At 60.0% G+C, this 20,051-nt stretch carries 15 protein-coding genes and 1 riboswitch; of the genes, 11 read left to right on the forward strand and 4 right to left on the reverse strand.

Annotation, left to right across the window (positions count from 1 at the left end; translation table 11 throughout):
- Positions 1-271 precede the first annotated feature (271 nt).
- A complete protein-coding gene (locus GOX88_RS00560; protein WP_170397756.1) occupies positions 272-961 on the reverse strand; it encodes a glutathione S-transferase N-terminal domain-containing protein in 690 nt (229 codons plus the stop codon).
- Between the two features lie 23 nt (positions 962-984).
- Complete coding sequence (locus GOX88_RS00565) at positions 985-1,920, reverse strand: alpha/beta fold hydrolase (protein WP_170397760.1); 936 nt, start codon at positions 1,918-1,920, stop codon at positions 985-987.
- A gap of 132 nt (positions 1,921-2,052) precedes the next feature.
- Positions 2,053-2,130: riboswitch (SAM riboswitch) on the forward strand.
- Positions 2,131-2,195: 65 nt separating this feature from the next.
- On the opposite strand from GOX88_RS00565, the gene metZ reads away from it, so the two are divergent.
- From metZ to GOX88_RS00590, 5 genes are all read left to right on the forward strand, one after another.
- Positions 2,196-3,386 carry an O-succinylhomoserine sulfhydrylase gene (gene metZ, locus GOX88_RS00570; RefSeq protein ID WP_170397763.1) on the forward strand — a complete coding sequence of 397 codons (1,191 nt, stop codon included), beginning with the start codon at positions 2,196-2,198 and terminating at the stop codon, positions 3,384-3,386.
- Positions 3,387-3,556: 170 nt separating this feature from the next.
- A complete protein-coding gene (gene folE2 / locus GOX88_RS00575) occupies positions 3,557-4,660 on the forward strand; it encodes a GTP cyclohydrolase FolE2 (RefSeq protein WP_170397766.1) in 1,104 nt (367 codons plus the stop codon).
- 275 nt (positions 4,661-4,935) lie between these two features.
- The gene (locus GOX88_RS00580; protein ID WP_170397769.1) at positions 4,936-5,799 is read left to right on the forward strand and encodes a transcriptional regulator; all 864 of its coding nucleotides are present in this window, start codon (positions 4,936-4,938) and stop codon (positions 5,797-5,799) included.
- A 50-nt stretch (positions 5,800-5,849) separates the two neighbouring features.
- The gene (locus GOX88_RS00585; protein ID WP_170397772.1) at positions 5,850-7,298 is read left to right on the forward strand and encodes a TrkH family potassium uptake protein; all 1,449 of its coding nucleotides are present in this window, start codon (positions 5,850-5,852) and stop codon (positions 7,296-7,298) included.
- Positions 7,298-8,872, forward strand: coding sequence for a thiamine pyrophosphate-binding protein (locus tag GOX88_RS00590; RefSeq protein WP_170397775.1), 1,575 nt, complete (start codon positions 7,298-7,300; stop codon positions 8,870-8,872). Before GOX88_RS00585 ends, GOX88_RS00590 begins: the two co-directional genes overlap by 1 nt.
- A gap of 48 nt (positions 8,873-8,920) precedes the next feature.
- Here the strand turns inward: GOX88_RS00590 and GOX88_RS00595 are convergent, their stop codons facing one another.
- Positions 8,921-10,660, reverse strand: a complete 1,740-nt coding sequence (locus tag GOX88_RS00595; protein ID WP_170397776.1) for a serine protease — start codon at positions 10,658-10,660, stop codon at positions 8,921-8,923.
- 206 nt (positions 10,661-10,866) lie between these two features.
- Here GOX88_RS00595 and GOX88_RS00600 point away from each other — a divergent pair, with 206 nt between their 5' ends.
- Positions 10,867-11,796, forward strand: coding sequence for a glycine--tRNA ligase subunit alpha (locus GOX88_RS00600; protein ID WP_170397779.1), 930 nt, complete (start codon positions 10,867-10,869; stop codon positions 11,794-11,796).
- A gap of 8 nt (positions 11,797-11,804) precedes the next feature.
- On the opposite strand, the gene GOX88_RS00605 is transcribed toward GOX88_RS00600, so the two are convergent.
- Entirely contained in the window at positions 11,805-12,437 is a 633-nt protein-coding gene (locus tag GOX88_RS00605) for a MarC family protein (RefSeq protein ID WP_170397782.1), read from the reverse strand.
- A 91-nt stretch (positions 12,438-12,528) separates the two neighbouring features.
- Here GOX88_RS00605 and GOX88_RS00610 point away from each other — a divergent pair, with 91 nt between their 5' ends.
- From GOX88_RS00610 to GOX88_RS00630, 5 genes are all read left to right on the forward strand, one after another.
- On the forward strand, positions 12,529-13,050 hold the full coding sequence (locus tag GOX88_RS00610; RefSeq protein WP_170397785.1) for a DUF6446 family protein: 522 nt from the start codon (positions 12,529-12,531) through the stop codon (positions 13,048-13,050).
- 1 nt (position 13,051) lies between these two features.
- Positions 13,052-14,272: a sodium/glutamate symporter gene (gene gltS / locus GOX88_RS00615; RefSeq protein ID WP_170397788.1), complete on the forward strand. Its 1,221-nt coding sequence runs from the start codon at positions 13,052-13,054 to the stop codon at positions 14,270-14,272.
- Positions 14,273-14,281: 9 nt separating this feature from the next.
- Entirely contained in the window at positions 14,282-16,543 is a 2,262-nt protein-coding gene (gene glyS, locus GOX88_RS00620; RefSeq protein ID WP_170397791.1) for a glycine--tRNA ligase subunit beta, read from the forward strand.
- Positions 16,544-16,607: 64 nt separating this feature from the next.
- On the forward strand, positions 16,608-19,148 hold the full coding sequence (locus GOX88_RS00625) for a putative PEP-binding protein (protein WP_170397794.1): 2,541 nt from the start codon (positions 16,608-16,610) through the stop codon (positions 19,146-19,148).
- A gap of 186 nt (positions 19,149-19,334) precedes the next feature.
- Entirely contained in the window at positions 19,335-19,976 is a 642-nt protein-coding gene (locus GOX88_RS00630) for a cell wall hydrolase (protein ID WP_170397797.1), read from the forward strand.
- Positions 19,977-20,051 lie beyond the last annotated feature (75 nt).

Below are 20,051 nucleotides of genomic sequence, written 5' to 3' on the forward strand. Positions count from 1 at the left end.
GAATTTGGGAGACAGCAGGTCGAAAAAGAAAAACGTTAGCCCTGCGTATATGGAGTTCGAATACGCACGTTACAAGCCTTGATGCGATGAAGGGCAATAAAGGTATTGATTCTGTCTAACGCAGAACAGGACAAGGAGAGGCAGGTCAATTGCGAAGTAATCCAAAATCGAAGGTCAGCTTCCCGACCAAACCAACGGAGTGCGGTTACAACAATCAGATTGCTCAGGAATGGCAGGTTGGGGCTCAGAACTGACATTGGATCAACATGCCTTACCGCTTGAACAAAACCCCCTGCGATTGCTTGTCTCGATGATCCCCTCGCAACTCGGCATGCAGCGCGCGACCGGCCTGAACGCCGGGGCGGGCGCTGACAGTTTCAAGCCAGCGGGTGAAATGGGGTTTGTCCTCAAGCACCTGTTGCTGACCTTCCCACAGACTGGCCCAGCCCCAGATCGATATGTCGGCGATGGAATAGAAATTGCCCGCGACATATTCGTTCTCGGCCAGCCGCCGGTCGAGCACGCCGTATAGACGTCCGACCTCGGTGCGGTAGCGGTCTTGGGCGTAGGGCAGGTCCTGCGGCGGGTCCAGTTGCGGGGCGTACTTCAGGAAGTGATGCGCCTGACCAGCCATCGGACCGACGCCGCCCATCTGCCACATCAGCCATTCCTCGACGGCGATCCGGTCACGCTCGGTTTTGCCATAGAACTTGCCGGTCTTGCGCGCCAGATACATCAGGATCGCGCCGCTTTCGAAGACCGAGACCGGGGCGCCATCCGGGCCATCGGGATCGACGATGGCAGGCATCCGGTTGTTCGGTGAAATCTTCAGAAACTCGGGGTCGAACTGATCGCCCTTGCCGATGTTGATCAGATGGGTGGTATAGGGCAGCTCCATCTCTTCCAGCGCGATGGATGCCTTCCAGCCGTTTGGCGTGGGCCAGAAATACAGGTCGATCATGGTGCCTCCTCAGCTTGAAGGGATCATGAGGCTTTCTGTGCAAACGGCAAGAGACCATTGGGACGAGGCAGTGCAAAAAGCCGTGACCAGCGGCGGGACGATGCTTTGGGAATGCCGTTGCGCAGCAGGGGCAGGCTCAGCCGGTCCTCGTTGCGCAGCAGGGCGTTGTAAACGCGCAGAATGCCGGGCCGGGTATAGCTGGACCAGTGGCAAATGCGGCTTTGCGGAGCACCGACCGGGAAAATCGTGCGTGACAGATGGTCCAGCGTATGGGTGCAATCGAGCTGTAGCGTGACCGCGTTCGGAGCCTGAAAACCGACACCGATGCTGCGGTCGCCGCGTTGTGGCGGTTGGATCATCCATTCATACAGGAAATCGAACAGGTCGTTTTCGCGGCTGGTCACGTTGATGAACTCGGCCATCTTGCCTGCAGGCGTGTCCAGCGCGCCCAGCGTGCGGCTTTGATACACCGCGCCGGACATCGAGATGATGCGGTTCAGTGAGCCGGGCGCGACGTGGTACAGGGCTTCGAGCGCGAGTTCGGTGCCCATCGAATGCCCGATGAAATGAATGGGGCGTTTCGGATACATGTGGCGCAATTCGCGGATCAACTCCGCCAAAGCGCGCCCAGCCTCGACGGCGCGGCGGCGAACAGCCCAGAGCGGCCCCTGTGCATTCCAGCCGAACGCGATGCCCAGCCCTTCGTCGTCAAAGCCCGAACCGAAGCCCAACTGTTGCGGCCAGCTTGGGCAATGCCTGGGCATCTGCGTGGGATGCAGTGACAGAATATGCCGGTGCGGACAGGCTTTGGCGTCGTCGGGGCGATATTTGTACCCGTGGGTCATGATGATGCCCGGCCCCTGGGTGTCGTGCGTTTGCTGCAAGGTGCCTAGCGGAGATCGCGGGCTGCGGTGCAGAGCGAACGTGTTGCCGATGGCATTGATCCTGATTACTGGCATTGTTCTGCCTCACACAAGATGTTGTAGCGCCGATGTGGCACAACGCTATGACGCTTTGGTGAATGGACGGTTGCAGAACCGTGACGATGCCGTTGCAAGGGTTGACGCGTCCGCAAGTGCGGCGTATGGGCAACAACGCTACGTGGCGATTTGTTACCGGATTGCGGGCCACGCTAAACAACACCGCTAAAAGGTCAGGATGAAAGGCCCCTTTCGCTTGACCGCGTCTGGGGTTTTTTTGATGCCCTTGCCAGACAAGGGTCGAGAGGAATGACATGAGCGAGAGCTGGAACAAACGCACCCAAGCCGTCCACGGCGGCATCCGTCGCAGCCAATATAACGAGGTGTCCGAGGCGATCTTTCTGACGCAGGGCTTCGTCTATGAAAACGCCGAGCAGGCCGAGGCACGGTTCATCGAGACCGGCCCGGATGAGTTCATCTATGCCCGCTACGGCAACCCGACCGTGTCGATGTTCGAACAGCGTATCGCTGCGCTGGAAGGGGGCGAAGACGCTTTTGCGGCAGCGTCCGGTATGGCGGCAGTTAACGGTGCGCTGACCTCGATCCTGAAGGCCGGGGACCACGTGGTGTCCGCCAAGGCCCTGTTCGGGTCGTGCCTGTACATTCTGGAGAACATCCTGACCCGTTTTGGGGTTGAGGTCACCTTTGTCGACGGCACCGATCTGGACGCGTGGAAGGCGGCGATCCGTCCGGATACCAAGGCGGTATTCTTTGAATCCATGTCGAACCCGACGCTCGAGGTGATCGACATCGCCGCCGTTTCAAAACTGGCCCATGCGGTCGGGGCGTTGGTGGTGGTGGACAACGTCTTTTCCACGCCGGTCTTCTCGCGTGCGATCGAGCAGGGCGCCGATGTGGTCGTCTATTCCGCGACCAAGCATATTGACGGGCAGGGGCGCGCGCTTGGCGGCGTCGTAATCGGCACCAAGGAATTCATCCGCGGTACGCTTGAACCCTACATGAAGCATACAGGCGGTGCACTCAGCCCGTTCAACGCCTGGATCATGCTCAAAGGTCTGGAAACGATGGCCCTGCGGGTCAACGCACAGGCCGAGACAGCTCAGACCGTGGCCGAGGCACTGGAAGGTCACTCCGCGTTGGAACGCACCTTGTATCCGGGGCTGAAAACCCACGCGCAGAACGCGCTGGTTCAAACACAGCTGGGCGGCAAGGGTGGTACGGTTCTATCGCTGGACATAAAGGGCGGCAAGGACGCGGCGTTTGCGTTTCTGAATGCGCTGACGATCCCGGTGATCTCGAACAACCTAGGCGATGCCAAATCGATTGCGACGCATCCAGCCACGACGACGCATCAGCGGTTGAGCGATGAGCAGAAGGATGAGCTGGGCATCACGCCGGGTCTGATCCGCCTGTCCATCGGTCTTGAGGATGCAGGCGACCTGCTTGCCGATATCAGCCGCGCATTGGACGTTTCTCAACAATAACGGCGCCCAATTGCCTGTTACAGCCGTTTCGAGCTTGACGATGAGGGGCACAAATCACGTGTCCCTCACGTAAATTCGATCCGGGCTGTGTTTCGGCGCGTATACAGTTACACTGGAAAACGCGCCGAACCTGTATATAGTCCGGCGACCAACCCGAGGAGCCCCGATCGATGAACGTGCACCCCCGCAGCATTGATGACGCACCTGACCATGATGAGGCCGCCGCCGCGCTGAAAACGCTGCGCAAATGGGCCGAAACCGCAACCGAGGCCGAGATCAGCCAGCTTGATCCGGCGATTGCGCGTCTGGTGCCGGGACTGGTCCCAGTGAACTACCCGTCGCTGTCGCGGGACTATCCGGAAGATTTTCGGGTCGATGATGCCTATCGCGCAACTTTGCCCGATCTTCAGAATGGCCCGTCCAGTCTGATCCGCGGGGCGAAACAACAGATTCAGCATGTGGGCATCTCGAATTTCCGCCTGCCGATCCGGTTTCACCGCAAGCATGGAGACGACCTGACGCTGGAGACATCCGTTACCGGCACGGTCAGCCTCGAGGCGGAAAAGAAGGGCATCAACATGTCCCGGATCATGCGCTCGTTCTACAAACATGCCGAGCGCACGTTCAGCTTTGAGGTCATGGAGGCCGCGCTGAATGACTACATGACCGATCTGGACAGCTTTGATGCGCGTATCCAGATGCGGTTTTCCTATCCGGATCGCATCAAGAGCCTGCGCTCGGGGCTGGAGGGTTACCAGTATTACGACATTGCGCTGGAATTGGTCGAACAGAATGGCGTGCGCCAGAAGATCATGCATCTGGACTATGTCTACTCCTCGACCTGTCCGTGCTCGCTCGAGCTGAGCGAACATGCGCGGTCTACGCGCGGTCAACTGGCGACGCCGCACTCTCAGCGGTCTGTTGCGCGCATTTCGGTCGTTGTCGATTGCGATGCGGATTGCCTGTGGTTCGAGGACCTGATCGCGCTTTGCCGCCGTGCGGTGCCGACGGAAACGCAGGTGATGGTCAAGCGCGAGGATGAACAAGCCTTTGCCGAGCTGAACGCGGCCAATCCGATCTTTGTCGAGGACGCCGCCCGTCTGTTCTGCGCCGAGCTTCAGGCCGATCACCATATTGGTGATTTCCGGGTGGTGGCCAGCCATCAGGAAAGCTTGCATAGCCATGATGCGGTGTCGGTTCTGACCGAAGGCCCGACTTTTGTATCGGCCAGCCTGGACCCGCGCCTGTTCTCGACCCTCTTCCACATCGGATAGCTGCGCGGGGCTTCTGAAGTCTCGAAGTTAGACAAAATGGCGAACTTTCGCCGCACCGCAGCAAAAATTGCTGCGGTCGCTTTTTCTTTGACGTAGAGTAAGGGGGATTGCAGCCGTGGCGTAGGCGCTTGCCAGCCGTTTCGCCACACTGAAAGGAAGCCGAGACGTGAGACGCCCCGGGACTTCAAACCTTGGCAATCCGCCCCAGACATCAGGGCGGAACAGGGTGCTTCTTCCCTTTGAAGGTTGCATCGCTTTCACAGGAGAAATGACTAATGAATCCGATTACCCAGCCGCTGGAGTTTCAGGCGGCGGCCATTCGTATGGCCGGCTACGCGGTTAGCAACCAACTGAAGATCATGCAAATTCTGGCCACCTCGGCCATGGAGCTGCCGTTTGCACCGGTACATGCTCTGCACGTGTCGTCTGCGCAACCGGCGACGACGACCGCGAAACCGGAATTCAAGTCCAAAGCAGCCGCAGCCAAGCCCAAACCGGCGGCGGCACCGAAGGCCAAGCCAGTCGCACGCGCCAAAGCGGCGGTTACGCCAAAGGCCGAATCGCCCAAACCTGTGCCGGTCAAAAAGTCGGCCTCTCCGGCGAAGAAAACTGTCGCTGCGCCCACGGCAACGGTTACTCGGGCGGCATCCAAGCCTGCTAATGCAGCAAAACCACAAGAGGCCAATCCCGCAACCGCGCCCAAACCTGCCGCAGCAAAAACGGCGGCCAAACCCGCAGCGTCCAAGGCTTCGGCAAAAGCGGCGGCACCTAAACCTGCGGCCTCTAAGCCCGAGGTGAAGACCGCAACGCCCCCAACGGAGGCCAGACCCGCGGCGAAAAAAGCTCCGGCGAAACCTGCGGCACCCAAAGCAGCCGCCAAGCCTGCGGCACCGAAGGTACAGGCAGCGAAATCCGCAGCCCCGGCGGCTGAGGTTGCCAAGCCGGTTGCACCTGCGGCCAAAGCTGCACCTGTTGCCAAACCTACAGCGCTTGTTGCCAAACCAGTCGCCCCTCAGGCACAGGCCAAGACGGTCGCACCTAAGGCCGAAGCGGCCACGCCCGCAGCGCCTCAGCGCCGGACGCGTTCGCCTTCGAAACCGCCCGCGATGCCCACACCCGTCAGCAAAACCGACGAGTAAACCGGACATCCGCTTGACACGGTCGTGCAGGCGCGCCAACGCTGCGCCTCATGACGGACATGCGCCCGGTTGGATATGTGATTGGCCTGTTGGTCGCCATTCTTGGGGCGACCATGATGCTGCCCATGCTTGCGGACCTCATCGAAGGTCGGGGCGAGTGGCACGTATTTCTGGAAAGCGGCATCATCACCATGCTGACGGGCGTGGTCCTGTCCATCAGCTGCTCGAATGGGGTAGGCGAAGGTCTGACGATCCGTCAGACATTTTTGCTGACCACTGGCGTCTGGGTGGCGCTGCCGCTTTTCGGTGCGATTCCGTTTTTGTTCGGCGAGACCGAATTGCGCTTTGTCGATGCTTATTTCGAGGCAATGTCGGGCCTGACTACCACCGGCTCAACCGTCATATCCGGCCTTGATGACCTGCCACAGGGTCTGCTGTTGTGGCGCGGGGTGCTGCAATGGCTTGGCGGTATCGGCATCATTGTTGTCGCCATGGTCTTCCTGCCCGAGCTTCGGGTTGGGGGTATGCAGATCTTCCGCTCGGAAGGGTTTGAAACCATGGGGAAAATCTTACCGCGTGCGCAAGAAATTGCGGGCCAGATTTCCCTGATCTACGTTTTTCTGACATTTGTTTGTGCTTTGGTTTACGCCGGGTTGGGAATGGGTTTTTTTGATGCGGTGGTTCATGCGTTGACAACAATTTCGACCGGTGGGTTTTCTAATTATGACGCGTCTTTTGGCACGTTTACAGGAGCCGCCGAATATGCAGCTTCGGTGTTCATGATCCTCGCGGCGCTGCCGTTCGTGCGGTATGTCCAGTTTGCCAACGGCCACACCACCTCGTTGTTCCATGACAGCCAGATTCGCACCTTTCTTGCGACCATTTTGGTTCTGGTTGTGATTATGGCGGTATTTCTGACATCGGTTTTTCCGCACCACTGGGAGCAGGCATTTCGCGAATCCCTGTTCAATGTCACCTCGATCATATCGGGAACAGGCTATGCCAGCGTGGACTATATGACCTGGGGCAATTTCCCGGTGATGCTGTTCTTTCTGATTGGCCTGATCGGGGGCTGCGCGGGATCGACCGCCTGTTCGATCAAGATCTTCCGCTATCAGCTGTTGTTTGCATCGATCAAAACTCAGATCAGCCGTATCCGATCACCGCACGGCGTGTTCAACCCGCGCTATGACGGACGCACGATCGGGCCGGATGTTCTGAGCTCGGTGATGAGCTTTTTCATGTTTTTCGTGCTCTCGATGGGCGTACTGGCATGGGCACTGGCGCTGACGGGTCTGGACTTCATCACCTCCGTTTCGGGCGCGGCGACGGCGCTGGCCAATGTCGGGCCGGGGCTGGGGGATCAGATCGGGCCCGCGGGCAACTTTGCCGGGCTGAGCGACACGGCCAAGTGGTTGCTGTCCATCGGTATGCTGGTCGGGCGGCTGGAGCTGCTGGCCGTCTACGCGCTGTTTACTGTCCAATTCTGGAGAAGCTGATGAAAAGACCTCTGGGTGCCCAGATTTCGCACATGTTGAAAGACCGGGGTGTTGACGTGATTTTTGGCATCCCCGGCGTGCACAATCAGGAAATGTATCGGGGCATCGAAGAGGCGGGCATCACGCATGTCCTGGCACGTCACGAGCAGGGGGCCGGGTTCATGGCCGATGGTTATGCCCGCGCCACCGGCAAACCCGGCGTTGCCTATGTGATCACCGGGCCGGGGCTGTGCAATATCATGACGCCGATGGGGCAGGCCTATACGGACTCGGTGCCGATGCTGGTGATGTCGTCCTGCTTGGACGAGACAGACGCAGTGCAGGGCCAGTTGCACCAGATGAAGGATCAACGCGCTGCCGCTGAAACCGTGACGGATTGGTCCCGTCAGGCCAACTCGGCTCAAGCGGCTTATAGGCTGGTCGAGCGCGCCTTTGAGGAATTCGAACTCTCGCGCCCGCGTCCCAAGCATATTCAGGTGCCAATTGCCCAGCTTGAGGCCGAGGCTGATCCGGCGCCGTTTCCAAACCAACCCGGATTGCGGCCCAAGGTGGTGCCTCCTGATTTGGCGCCGCTCATGTCGTTGCTGAATATCTCGCGCCGGCCGCTATTCATTCTGGGCGGCGGGGCGCGGTCCAACCTATGGCGGCAAATTCTGACCCAGTTGGGGGCCGCCTGTTTCACCACCTATGCCGGGCGCGGAATGGCGGGGCTTGGCTATGCGCTGGATTTCGGGGCCACGCTGCCGCGACCGGGCAGTGCCGATGTCATTGGGTCCGCCGATCTGGTTGTCGCAGTGGGCGCGGAACTGGGTGAGGTTGACCTATGGCGTGACACGCTGGGGCATACCTCTCATCTGGTGCGGGTCGATCTTGATCCACAGGTTCTGTCCGACCGTCACCGCGCGGGGATCAAGCTGCAGGCCGATGGCGAAAGCTTTGCCCATGCACTCTGGGCTTCAATTGACGCCATCAAACCGGCGACGGGCTGGAGCCCCGAAGAGGTCGCCGAGGCCCGCAAACGCTGGCGCGCCGAATCCGATGCCGAACGTCCCGGGATCGTGCCGGTGCTGGATGCTTTGCGCGAGGCAATGCCGGCGGACACGATGATCTATTCCGACATGACTCAGCTCGCCTATGTTGCAAAAGAGGTCTGGGACATGGCCTATCCCTTTCACTGGCATCACCCGACCGGGTTCGGCACGCTGGGCTATGCGCTGCCAGCCGGGATCGGGGGCGCGGTAGCGCGCCGGGGTAAACCCACGGCCGTGATCGCTGGGGATTATGGGTTTCATTACACGATGATGGAGCTTGGTGCTGCGGTTGAGCTCGGCTTGTCTCTGCCCATCATCCTGTGGGACAACGGCAAACTGAAAGAAATCGAAGACAGTATGGTTCGCGGACAGATCGCCCCGAACGCGGTAGTGGCCCGCAACCCCGATTTCTGCAAATTGGCCGAGGCCTTCGGGGCCTTGTCCGCAGCTCCAGGCAATCTGGAAGAGATGCAGGCGGCCGTGCAGGCCGCGTTTCACGCCCCGGTTCCGACCTTGATCCGGGTGACACCGGACATCGCCTAGAAAAAAACGCCGCCCGAAGGGGCGGCGTTCTTTGTTTTTCAGATCAGCTTAGTCCCAGCAATGCACCAGAACGGTCATTCCGTTGGCCCGTCGGCTGAGTTCATTGGGTGAGATTTCCGCCGTAGACTGACCGGGCTGACCAGACACGCCAGCCTTTTCCAAAGCTTCATTCAGGCGGTCCGTCGTAGCCGCCAGACTAACCGAAGCAGGCAGGGTGCGTCCTTCGGTCGGGGTAGGCAGAAGCATTCCGACAACCTGTCCGTTGTCGTCGAAGACCGGGCCGCCCGCGTCGCCGGGTTGCGCCGCCAATGCCAGGCGTTTCACGCCGTCCTCACCATCCAGGCCCCGCACATCGGTGATCTGGCCATAGGTCAGCGTTGGTGCACCCAGCGCGCCTTCATAAGAGAAACCCGAGACAGCGACATCCGACTGAATGCGCGGTATGTCGGCGCTGAACTCGGCGATGCTGATTGGCGCAAGGCTGCGGCGCGGGCGCAGCACGGCCACTCCAAGATCGGGGTCTGCCCAGGCCACCTGAACCTCCTGATCGTCGTTCAGGGTGATCCGGGTGCAGCTGTCCGTGGCCTCGGACACGGTTAGAACCGTGCCGTTTGCATCGGTGAAGAAGCCGGACCGGGAGAGGCGCGGTTTGCGCACTTGCAGGCCCGAGACCAGATCGATCCGCTGATCGGCATCCGCGCCCGCACCGGCATCCAGTACGGCGTCATTTGTGGTGAAGCTGGCCTTGATCGCGGCCAGAACCCGCGCGCGGCGGGCCTCATCGCCTTCGGGCCAGACCAGAGTAAAGCCCTTGATCCGGTCGTCTTTCAGCGCGGCTTCGGTGTACGACACGATCCCGTTGCCGCGGCCCTCCAGCGTGAAACGGTCACCGCGCAGCTGTCGCGGGCCGTCCAGAGGTACAATCTCAAGCGACTGCATTACTTCATACAGCGCCCGCAGGGTGGATTTGTTGCCCTTCTGGCTGATCAGCAACGCCTTGGCATCCAAATCGGATGTGCTGTTGAAATGCGCAAAAGGGGCCTCATAGCGGTCAAAGGCGATGACACCCAGCGGCAGGTCCAGATCGATGCCCGCCTGCGTGTCCGAATGACGCCCCATCCCGACACTGATCAACGGTGCGTTGTAGCCGTCCATCAGCACCTTGCGCTGCGCCGTGGTCAGAACACCGGTGGGCTCATAGCCATTGAAGCTCTGCCAGTCGCCCATCGATCGCCGGGTGCCCGCACCAAATGCGCCATCGATGGTCGAATTGTAAAACCCGGCGGCCTGCAGGGCGGTTTGCAGATCTTTGCGCTCTCGCGCAGACAAGACGCGTTCGGATTTCAGGGCCTGCGACCGTGTCTCATCCGAGGGCTGCGGGGTCAGCCCGGCGGTGGATTGACCAGGCTGCGGTGTCGGCTCGACCGGCGGGGTCACCGTGCTCTGATCCACAGAGCTTGAACCAACGGGCCAGAATTGCTGCGCCAGAGAATTCGAGAATGCGATGTAGCTGTCTGCCGGAATCTGCCCCTCGGCCCGGTAAACGCGCAACACCTGCTCGGCATCGCTGCGCAAATATGGACCGATTACAATGGCATACCAGCCAGAGTTCAGGCGGAACCCGTTCACGTCGGGCAGTACGTTCGCATAGGCCTGCGCGCGCTCCTGCGCCTGGCGCAGCGTCGGGCGGGCTTCGACCTGCACCCAGACGCCTGCCTCCTGCTGTGCAAAAACGGCGCGCGCGCCGAAGAGAAATAGAAACAAAATTGCAGTGATTACTCGTGTCATAGTCTGCCCGTGTCCGCGGTGTTTTAGCTTTGCCGCAGACTACGCGAATAGCAGCAGGGAAAGCCATGCCCGGAATACGGGGAATTTCCAGTGTGGCGGTGCAGTGACAGCGGGGTGGGCATTGGCCCGTTGACGCCCCTTGGCCCCTTGCATAGGAAGGACAAAACCGACCGGAACCGGGCGCGGATGTGCCCAAAGGGAATGTCATGACCGAACCGTCCAGCGCACCACGTTCATTTCAGGAAATTATCCTGCGCCTTCAGTCCTATTGGGCCTCGAAAGGCTGCGCCATTCTACAGCCTTACGACATGGAGGTTGGGGCAGGGACGTTTCACCCGGCAACCACACTGCGTGCTTTGGGGTCAAAGGCATGGGCAGCGGCCTATGTGCAGCCGTCGCGTCGTCCGACCGATGGACGGTATGGTGAGAACCCGAACCGGTTGCAGCACTATTATCAGTATCAGGTGCTGATCAAACCCAGCCCGCCGGATCTGCAGGAACTGTACTTGGGCAGCCTCGCGGCCATCGGCATCGACATGAACCTGCATGACATCCGGTTTGTCGAAGATGACTGGGAAAGCCCTACGCTGGGCGCCTGGGGTCTGGGCTGGGAGGTCTGGTGTGACGGTATGGAAGTCAGCCAGTTCACCTATTTCCAGCAAGTCGGCGGCCATGACTGCGCACCGGTTTCGGGCGAGTTGACCTATGGCCTGGAGCGTCTGGCGATGTATGTGCTGGGCATTGATCACGTGATGGATATGCCGTTCAACGACCCGCAATCGCCCAGCCCGCTGACCTATGGCGATATCTTCAAGCAAACCGAAGAGGAATATGCCCGCTGGAACTTTGACGTGGCCAACACCGAAGTTCTGCTGCGCCATTTCGAAGAGGCCGAGGCTGAATGTGCCGCCATTCTGGCGCAGGAACATGATGATCCCAAAACGGGCAAACGCATCGTCATGGCGCACCCTGCCTATGATCAGTGCATCAAGGCCAGCCATGTATTCAACCTGCTGGATGCTCGGGGCGTGATCTCGGTGACCGAGCGTCAGGCCTATATCGGACGCGTTCGGGCGCTGGCCAAACAATGCGCCGACGCGTTCCTGTTGACCGAGGCTGCCGGGTTTGAGGCCTGATGGGGCGTTCAGGACAATCCGGGCAACAGCACTTTCAGGCCATCTGCGATCATACCGATTGCGATGGCCGACAGGATCATGCCCATGAAGCGGCTCATGATCACACGGGCGTTGGCCGACAATCGCTTGGCCAAGGCAGACGCATTCCAGAACGTGATGAACAGCAGAAACAGAACGGCCAGAAAGACGCCTGCGTAGATAATGGTGTCCATCGGCTTGGAAATGTGGTGGGCGTACAGGATCAGCGTCGTGATCGTGCCGGGCCCAACCAGAATTGGGAAGGCCAGCGGGTAGAAGGCAACCGTGGCGGGTTCGGGGTAGGCTTGCTTTTCACCTTCGGTCCCGTGATGCGTGGTGCTTTCTTTACCGCTCAGCATGTTCAGGCCGATCATCAGAACGACGAGACCACCCGCGACGCGCAGGTCATCCACGCTGATCCCGAACAGGCCCAGCGTCTGGTTGCCAATCGCAGCAAACGCACCGCCAAGGATCAGGCAGTACGTCGCCGTCTTCGCGGCCACCTTGCGCTGGTCGGCGGGGGTCAGGCCGTCGGTGACGCTCAGGAAAACGGGCAAGTTGGTGATCGGGTTCATGATCGCAAACAGCGCTCCGAAGAACCCAACGGCAAGGGTCATGTCCATTCCAAAAGCCTCGTTCCGACCTGTATCAGTGTGGAAACTGGCCTATTTTCCAAAAAGTTGAAAGAGGCCGCTTGATCAGGATGTCCAAAAGATGACCGGAAAACTGCTTGCAATCATCCTCGTCGTATCTGCGGTGCTGGCCGGTGTCGGCATGTATTACTTGCAGGTTTATGGGTTCTATTACGATGTCACCGCTAGACCGGGGCAGGATGTGTCCTTGCTGGCTGAGGGCGCTGACGACCCTGAGCCGATCTCTTATACGGCGTTTCGGGCGATTGATGCCGACAGCTCTCCGATCCGCTACCGGGCGTGTTTTGAAACCGATCTTTCGGCTGAGGATCTGGCGAAGTTCCGGCAGGTTGAAAACCCCGAACCGCTGACAGCGCCGGGGTGGTTTGACTGCTACGATGCGGTGGCCATCGCAGAGGCGCTGAAAGCCGGACAGGCTAAGGCATTCATGGGGGCCAAGAACATCCATTACGGCGTAGATCGCATCGTCGCGGTGACCACTGACGGTAAGGGCTATGTCTGGCACGCGCTGAACAATTGCGGTGAAAAAGCATATGACGGAACGGTTGTGGGCGAGGAATGCCCGCCACGGCCGGGGGACTGAGATGCCCGAGGTCGAGGAAATGCTTCACATTCCCAATTTTCTGACCGCCACGCTTGGCATTGCGGTCTATCTGATTGGGGCCGAGATCAACTCTCGGGTCGCTCTGCTGCGTCAATTCAATATCCCTGAGCCTGTTACCGGCGGGTTGCTGGCGTCGCTTGTATTGCTGATTCTGTATGTCGTGGCAGGGCTTGAGCTGACGTTCGACCTTGCCTCGCGGGATTTTCTGCTGATCGTGTTCTTTGCCGGAATTGGGTTGAATGCGCGACTTGCCGATTTGATTTCCGGCGGCAAGCCGTTGTTCCTGCTGCTCATTTTGACGTTGGTGACAATCGTTGCCCAGAATGCCGTCGGTGCCGCCGGAGCGGTTGCTTTTGGTTACCCGGCCCAAGCTGGGGTTCTCTTTGGCTCTGCGTCTCTGATTGGCGGGCATGGTACCGCCATCGCGTGGGCCCCCGAGGTTGGCGCAGTCACCGGGCTTGAGGGCGCGACTGAACTCGGCGTGGCCGTGGCGACGCTTGGCCTTGTGCTGGCTGCACTGGTGGGCGGGCCGATTGCCCGTCTATTGGTCGAAGGCAAGAAATTGACCCCGGAACGCCCGGACGAAGAACACACAGTTGGGCTGCCGGATGATGCCACCGCGGCCGAGACCATGATCGACCACCTGACCATCATGCGCGTGTTGCTCTATCTGAATCTGGCGATCATCTTCGGATATTTTTTGAGCGAGGCAATCGAGGCCACCGGGTTGAAACTGCCCTTGTTCGTGCCCTGCCTGATCATGGGGATCGTCATTGCCAATGTTCGCGCAGCTCTGGCCCCCAACGCGCCGCCGGTGTCCCGGACCCCCTCGCTGGCGCTGATATCCGAGTTTTCGCTGGGCGCGTTCCTGGCCATGTCGCTGATGAGCCTTCAGCTTTGGACCATTGCCGAACTGGGGTTGGCCATCGTCGTCATCATGGGTGCGCAGACCCTGTTTGCCGTGGCGTTCGTGATCTGGGTTCTGTTTCCGGTGATGGGCGGCAACTACCGCGCTGCTGTTCTGTCTGCCGGGTTCGGCGGCTTTGCTTTGGGTGCGACGCCGACCGCTATCGCCAATATGACCGCAGTTACCAAGCGATATGGCCCGTCGCCTATTGCCTTTATCGTGCTGCCCCTTGTATCCGCCTTTTTTGTGGACATCGCCAATGCCATCGTCATTCAGACGATCGTCAATTTCTAAGGACCGACTATGCCCGACCTGTTGATCGAACTGTTTTCCGAAGAAATCCCCGCCCGTATGCAAACCCGCGCGGGCGAGGACCTGAAAAAGCGGATTACCGATGGTCTGGTCGAGGCTGGTCTGACCTATGCCGGGGCCGCTGCCCTGACCACGCCGCGCCGCCTTACGCTGGCGATTGAGGGGTTGTTGGCTGAAAGCCCGACCATCCGTGAGGAACGCAAGGGCCCCAAGGTCGGTGCGCCGGACAAGGCCATCGAAGGGTTCCTGCGTGGCGCTGGCCTGACCCGCGATCAATTGGAGGAACGCGACACACCCAAAGGTGCGGTCTATTTCGCCACCATCGAAAAAGCCGGACGACCCGCGGCTGAGATCGTGGCCGAGGTGCTTGAGGCCACCATCCGCAACTTCCCCTGGCCCAAGTCGATGCGCTGGGGCTGTGGCCCGCTGCGCTGGGTGCGTCCGTTGCACTCGATCCTGTGTATCCTGAATGACGAGGCGGGCGCGCAGGTGGTTCCGCTGGAGGTCGATGGCATCACATCCGGCGATACTACCGCAGGCCACCGTTTCATGGCGCCGAACCGGTTTTCGGTCACGTCCTTCGACGACTACGCCGCAAAACTGAAGCGCGCCTTTGTGGTGCTGAACCCCGGCTACCGCGCTGAACACATCTGGAACGACGCGCAGAACATGGCTTTTGCCGCCGGTCTGGAAGTTGTCGACGACAAGGGCCTGCTGGCCGAGGTCGCTGGTCTGGTCGAATGGCCCGTGGTGTTGATGGGGCAGATCGACGAGGAGTTCCTGGAGTTGCCGCCCGAGGTGTTGCAAACCTCGATGAAGGAGCACCAGAAATTCTTCTCGGTCCGTAACCCCAAAACCGGGCGTATCGAACGCTTCATCACCGTTGCCAACCGCGAAACCACCGACAATGGCGCGACCATTCTGGCGGGGAACCAAAAGGTGCTGTCGGCCCGTCTGGCCGATGCGAAATTCTTCTGGGAGAATGACCTGCGCGTTGCCAAATCGGACATCGCCCAATGGACCCGCGCACTGGAGAATGTGACCTTCCACAACAAGCTGGGCACACAGGCCGAACGCATCGACCGCATCGCCGCGCTGGCCCGCGAACTTGCCCCGGTGACCGGAGCGGATGCCGATCAGGCCGAAAAAGCCGCGCGTCTGGCCAAGGCCGATCTGAACTCGGAAATGGTCTATGAATTCCCCGAACTTCAGGGACTTATGGGGCGGTATTACATCGAAGCTGCGGGCGAAGACGCCGCCGTTGCCGCCGTGGCGCAAGAGCATTACTCACCGCTGGGCCCGTCCGACGACGTGCCGACTGCGCCGCTCTCGGTGACCGTTGCGCTGGCCGACAAGCTCGACACGCTGACCGGGTTCTGGGCGATTGATGAGAAGCCCACCGGATCGAAAGATCCGTTTGCCCTGCGCCGCGCGGTGTTGGGGGTTATTCGGTTGATTTTGGAGAACAATCTGCGTTTGCCGATTAACGGTGTCGTAGACCGCCAATTGCTATCATATGAACTTGAGGGTCTTCGGGTATCCGGCGATGAACAAGACCTATTCACACTTGAAAGTACGCTTCAGGAGATCGCTAAGTACGGCGTATTCCGAGCGGCGTTCAATTCAGTGATTGGGCAAATTCCTGAAAGCGCCGATAATCCATTTGAACCGGATGTGAGTGATGGTTCCATCCTTCAAGGAATCTCGAAGAAGATTAGCAACGCGTCGTCATCCATCCTCTCCTTCTTCCACGACCGCCTCAAAGTCTTCCTCCGTGACGAAGGTATCCGTCACGACATCATCGACGCCTGTATCGCGATGGACGGCAATGACGACCTCAACCTTCTGGTCAAACGTGCCCGTGCTCTGAATGCGGTGATCGCGACCGAGGATGGGGAAAACCTCGTGCAGGGCTTCAAACGTGCCAACAACATCCTGACGCAGGCCGAAGAGAAGGACGGCGTCGAATACTCTTATGGCGCTGATGTGAAGTTTGCTGAGACGGAAAGCGAAAAGGCGCTGTTTGCCGCTCTGGATGGGACGCAGGGAGAGATCAACACGGCCTTGAAGTCAGAGGACTTCCCGTCGGCCATGTCCGCCATGGCCGCGCTGCGCGGTCCGGTGGATGCGTTTTTTGAGGATGTTCAGGTCAATACAGACAACGACATCCTGCGCCGCAACCGCCTGAACCTGCTCAGCCAGATCCGTCAGGTCTGCTCCAGTGTCGCGGACCTCAGCAAGATTGAAGGCTAAGCCATAACGCCCTTGCGCCATTGGTGCAGGGGCTTATGCTGCGTGCAAATCAAAAGGTGCCGCAGTGCAGAATAATCCGCATACCACTCTGATCACGACCGAAGCGCCCGTAGCCGCCAATACCCATGGCGGGCGGGCGAAATGTCTGCAACGTCTGGTCCGTCTGGAATTGCCGGTACCGCGGACGGTGGCGCTGTCCTTCGATGCGGTCCACCGGATTGCGGAAGGCCATGTGCCCGACATCGCGGCGATCGTCGAACAGTTCGATCAGACCGCGCTGCTGTGCGTGCGGCCCAGTTCCGAAGACCCCGATTGGGGTGGCCCCGGTGCGATCCTGAATATCGGGATGAACGATGCGCGCTATGTGGACCTGTCGGATTCGATGGGCGCCGAGGCCGCCGCCGCGCTGTATCTGCGCTTTGTGCAAAGCTTTGCAATCCATGTGGCCCGTCTGGATGCGGATGTGTTCGACGATATCGACGCGGATGGCCGCGAGGGGCTGCGTATGTCCTTGCGGGCCTATGAGGATGAAACCGACGAGGCCTTCCCGCAGGACCGGGGCGAGCAGTTGATCGCCGTACTGCGGTCGATGGCGCGGGCGTGGGATGGAACCTCGGCCCGGTTGCTGCGTCAGGCCAAGGGCGCGCCGGCGGATGCCGGGCTGGGGCTGGTCATTCAAGAGATGATCCCCGGTGTCGGGCAGGGTGAATGCGGATCGGGCGTGCTGCAACTTATTGACTCGACCACCGGTTTGCCGCAGATCACCGGCCGTTACCTGAGCCAGAGCCAGGGGCGGGATGCGCTGGGAGAGGGTGTGGCAGCCCTCTATCTGGAAAAGGACCCGCGCGGGAAGTCACTGGAAGAGGTGGCGCCCGAGGCTTTTGCCAACCTTAAGTCCCATGCTGCATTGATGCGCTCCAAGCTGCGCGAGGAAATGCAGGTCGAGTTCGTGATCGAAAACGGCCATGTTCACATTCTGGACGGCGTGCGGGTGCAGCGCAGTGCGCGGGCCGCGCTGCGGATTGCGGTGCGTCTGGCCGAAGATGGCATCATTCCACCGCAAGAGGCGGTGATGCGGGTCGATCCGCATTCTCTGAACGAAATGCTGCACCGGCAAGTGCACCCCGAAGCGCGTCGGGATGTTCTGACCACCGGTATCGCCGCCAGCCCGGGGGCTGCAACGGGTAAGATCGTGTTCACCGCTGCTGAGGCGCAGGCCAGTGCGGCGCGCGGAGAGCCCTGTATTCTGGTGCGTCGCGAGACCTCGCCCGAGGATGTGCGCGGGATGCACGCGGCCGTCGCGGTTCTGACCGAAAAAGGTGGCATGACCAGCCACGCCGCCGTGATTGGGCGCGGATTGGGTCTGCCCTGTATCGTCGGCGCGTCCGAGATGAGGTTCCAGACCAAAAAAAAGCTGCTGACCGCACCGGATGGACGTGTGTTCAAAACCGGCGACACGCTGACGATCGACGGAAGCTCGGGGCAGGTGCTGGCGGGGCAGCCCGCCATGCTGGAGGCTGCGCTGGATGACTGTTTCCAGACGCTGATGGGCTGGGCTGATGACGAACGAGATATCGCCATTCGCGCAAACGCGGACACGCCAGCCGATGCGCAGACCGCGCGGAATTTTCTGGCGCAGGGGATCGGCCTGTGCCGGACCGAGCATATGTTCTTTGACCCAGGCCGCCTGATCGTGATGCGCGAGATGATTTTTGCGCAAACGTCCTCGGGCCGCGCAGCGGTGCTGGAACGTCTGTTGCCGATGCAGCGCGAGGATTTCGTGCAACTTTTCCGGATCATGGAGGGGCAGCCAGTCTGTATCCGTCTGTTCGACCCGCCTCTGCACGAATTCCTGCCGACAACACGCAGCGGGCAGCGCGAACTGGCCGAGGCGCTTGATTTGCCGGTCTCGGACGTCGAACGGCGCGTGGCGGCGATGACCGAGTACAACCCGATGCTGGGTCTGCGCGGTGTGCGTCTGGGTGTGACCGTGCCCGAAATCTACGACATGCAGGCCCGCGCCATCTTTGAGGCAACGCTTGAGGCCAGCAAGGAGGGCGCCCCCGTGGTGCCCGAGGTGATGATCCCGCTGGTTTCCGCCAAGCGCGAGGTAGAACTGGTCAAATCCCGCATCGACACGGTCGCGGCAGCAGTGGCGAGCGAACGCGGGCAGGAGTTTGAATACAGGCTTGGCGTTATGGTCGAAACGCCGCGGGCCTGTCTGCGGGCGGATGAGATTGCGCCGCAGACGTCGTTCCTGAGTTTTGGCACCAACGACCTGACCCAGATGACCTACGGCCTGTCGCGCGACGATGCAGGCCGGTTCATGTCGGCCTATGTGCGGCAGGGTGTTTTCGTAGAAGACCCTTTCCACGTTCTCGATCCCGATGGGGTGGGCGAATTGCTGAAACTCGGGGCCGAGCGTGGACGTCAGGCGCAACCGGATGTTACCCTTTCGGTATGCGGTGAGCATGGTGGTAACCCCGAATCAATCGCCATTTGCCGCGATCTGGGGTTTGACTATGTGTCATGCTCTCCGTTCCGGGTGCCCGTCGCTCGGCTGGCTTCCGCTCAACTGGCGATTTCGTCCAGACTTGGGGGTTGACACTGGGCAGTTGCCCTAGGATTAGTGGTATTTAAGCAACCTTGTGGTGGATTTATTTTTCCTCACGGGCGATTTTCCACTTGCTTTTTCTTCTGATCTAGACGTCTCGGCTGGACTGCGCTAAATGCCTCGTCGCGCCCGCCGGGGGAGGGTACGGCGCGATTTGTGCCTGTGCGAGGTTATCTGATGCTACGATACATACTGGCTGCTGCCACATTGGCGGCAACCGTGCTGCCAAGTGTGTCTTTCGCTGAAAGGGAAGCCACCGATACTGCCGAACGCGAACTTGTCACCCGGACCGATCTGCCCGGGCAGAACTTTCGTGACTATCTGACTCTGTTCAAGCCCCGCAAAGAGCTTGAGCCCGTAAAAGTTTCGTATTCCAAGAGCTGGCTGGACCAACAGCCAGCGGCCACTGGGGACGAAAACTTCAAATGTTTGGCCGAAGCGTTGTACTTTGAAGCGCGCGGCGAAAGCGTGCGCGGCCAGTTTGCCGTGGCCGAAGTCATTCTGAACCGCGTCAAAAGCAGCCGTTTTCCGAACTCGCTTTGTGGTGTGATCAAGCAGGGAACCGGCAAGAAATACCAATGCCAGTTCACCTATACCTGCGATGGCCACAAGGAAGTGATCCGCGAGAAAAAGGCCTATGAGCGTGTGTCCAAGGTCGCGCGTGCCGCAATTGACGGCGTTGCCAAGGAATTGACCGAAGGGGCCACGCATTACCACACCACCGCAGTGAATCCGTCGTGGTCGCGCGTTTACAAGGAAACAGCGCGCATTGGTGTGCATATCTTCTATCGGCACAATTACCGGACGGCGAGCAACTAAACGGCAATCCCGCGCTGTCAGATAAGTGGCGCGGGGTGTCGAACGCGGTCAGTCGTGGGAACGACCGGCGTACCC

Source organism: Ruegeria arenilitoris (genome assembly GCF_013030985.1).
Lineage (GTDB): Bacteria > Pseudomonadota > Alphaproteobacteria > Rhodobacterales > Rhodobacteraceae > Ruegeria > Ruegeria arenilitoris_B.

What these genes read in the sequence shown, in the direction of transcription:
- GOX88_RS00600 (WP_170397779.1), top strand. Translation starts at nt 10,867, where the DNA reads ATGACCGAACCGTCCAGCGCACCACGTTCATTTCAGGAAATTATCCTG.
- GOX88_RS00595 (WP_170397776.1), bottom strand. Translation starts at nt 10,660, where the DNA reads ATGACACGAGTAATCACTGCAATTTTGTTTCTATTTCTCTTCGGCGCG.
- GOX88_RS00605 (WP_170397782.1), bottom strand. Translation starts at nt 12,437, where the DNA reads ATGGACATGACCCTTGCCGTTGGGTTCTTCGGAGCGCTGTTTGCGATC.
- GOX88_RS00560 (WP_170397756.1), bottom strand. Translation starts at nt 961, where the DNA reads ATGATCGACCTGTATTTCTGGCCCACGCCAAACGGCTGGAAGGCATCC.
- GOX88_RS00585 (WP_170397772.1), top strand. Translation starts at nt 5,850, where the DNA reads ATGACGGACATGCGCCCGGTTGGATATGTGATTGGCCTGTTGGTCGCC.
- GOX88_RS00580 (WP_170397769.1), top strand. Translation starts at nt 4,936, where the DNA reads ATGAATCCGATTACCCAGCCGCTGGAGTTTCAGGCGGCGGCCATTCGT.
- GOX88_RS00630 (WP_170397797.1), top strand. Translation starts at nt 19,335, where the DNA reads ATGCTACGATACATACTGGCTGCTGCCACATTGGCGGCAACCGTGCTG.
- glyS (WP_170397791.1), top strand. Translation starts at nt 14,282, where the DNA reads ATGCCCGACCTGTTGATCGAACTGTTTTCCGAAGAAATCCCCGCCCGT.
- GOX88_RS00590 (WP_170397775.1), top strand. Translation starts at nt 7,298, where the DNA reads ATGAAAAGACCTCTGGGTGCCCAGATTTCGCACATGTTGAAAGACCGG.
- folE2 (WP_170397766.1), top strand. Translation starts at nt 3,557, where the DNA reads ATGAACGTGCACCCCCGCAGCATTGATGACGCACCTGACCATGATGAG.
- metZ (WP_170397763.1), top strand. Translation starts at nt 2,196, where the DNA reads ATGAGCGAGAGCTGGAACAAACGCACCCAAGCCGTCCACGGCGGCATC.
- GOX88_RS00565 (WP_170397760.1), bottom strand. Translation starts at nt 1,920, where the DNA reads ATGCCAGTAATCAGGATCAATGCCATCGGCAACACGTTCGCTCTGCAC.
- gltS (WP_170397788.1), top strand. Translation starts at nt 13,052, where the DNA reads ATGCCCGAGGTCGAGGAAATGCTTCACATTCCCAATTTTCTGACCGCC.
- GOX88_RS00610 (WP_170397785.1), top strand. Translation starts at nt 12,529, where the DNA reads ATGACCGGAAAACTGCTTGCAATCATCCTCGTCGTATCTGCGGTGCTG.